1 protein-coding gene is annotated in these 1,016 nt (G+C 45.7%); it reads left to right on the forward strand.

Annotated features, from left to right (window positions below; translation table 11 throughout):
- Positions 1-296 precede the first annotated feature (296 nt).
- A partial coding sequence (locus KIV40_RS27120) for a Cof-type HAD-IIB family hydrolase (RefSeq protein WP_285352284.1) occupies positions 297-1,016 on the forward strand: 720 nt, incomplete at its 3' end.

Here is a 1,016-nt window from a genome sequence, read left to right on the forward strand (position 1 = left end):
AGCTAAACTTCATCAATAAACTGCGCAAAACCAACACCCATAGCGAAATGACCACTATTGACGGTGCCAAGCATGAAGTACTGTTCGAAACCGACCAATACCGCAATCAAACCTTAGAGTCGATTGTTGAGTTCTTCTAAAGAAGTTTGCGAGAGAGATTCGCTAAAGAGGAAGACAAGTAATTGAGCTTTGCCCTCTTTTCTTGTGCGAATTTCACATACAATTTGTCTCACAACACTTGGCATCAATACTCGATTGATGCCTCTATTAGTCAAGTACGCTGTATCGAGGGTTAAATGACGATTCCTGCACTAAAAGATTCCATCAATATTGTTGCCTCTGATCTTGATGGCACGTTGCTCGCTCCCAACCATAAGTTGAGTGACTACACCAAGCAGACATTGAAGAAGTTACACCAGCAAGGCTATACCTTTATCTTTGCCACTGGTCGCCATCACGTTGACGTTGCTGGGATTCGTCAGCTAGCGGGAATCCCTGCCTACATGATCACCTCTAACGGGGCACGTGTGCATGACCAAGACGATAAGCTGATGTACAGCCAGAATGTCCCTCAAGAGCTTGTTCAACCAGTGGTCGATATTGTTCGTCAGGACCCTGAGATTTTCATTCATATGTACCAAAATGAAGATTGGCTGCTTGATCGCGAAGATGAGATGTTGGCGAAATTCCATAGCGAATCAGGCTTTAGCTACAAGCGCTTTGAAGCCGAACAAGCACCCAATGAAGGCATTGCTAAGGTGTTCTTTACTCACCCAGAGCAAGACCACGAATACTTGGTTACCTTTGAGCAGAAACTTAGAGATGCGTTTGGGGATAAGCTCAACATCGCGTTTTCTACTCCTTGGTGTTTAGAAGTCATGGCTGCTGAGGTATCTAAAGGTCACGCGTTAGAAGCGGTCGCTCAGTCACTGGACCTAACCCTAGACAACTGCATTGCATTTGGCGATGGCATGAATGACGCTGAAATGCTGGCAATGGCGGGCAAAGGACTGGTT

The organism is Vibrio sp. D173a (assembly GCF_030248475.1).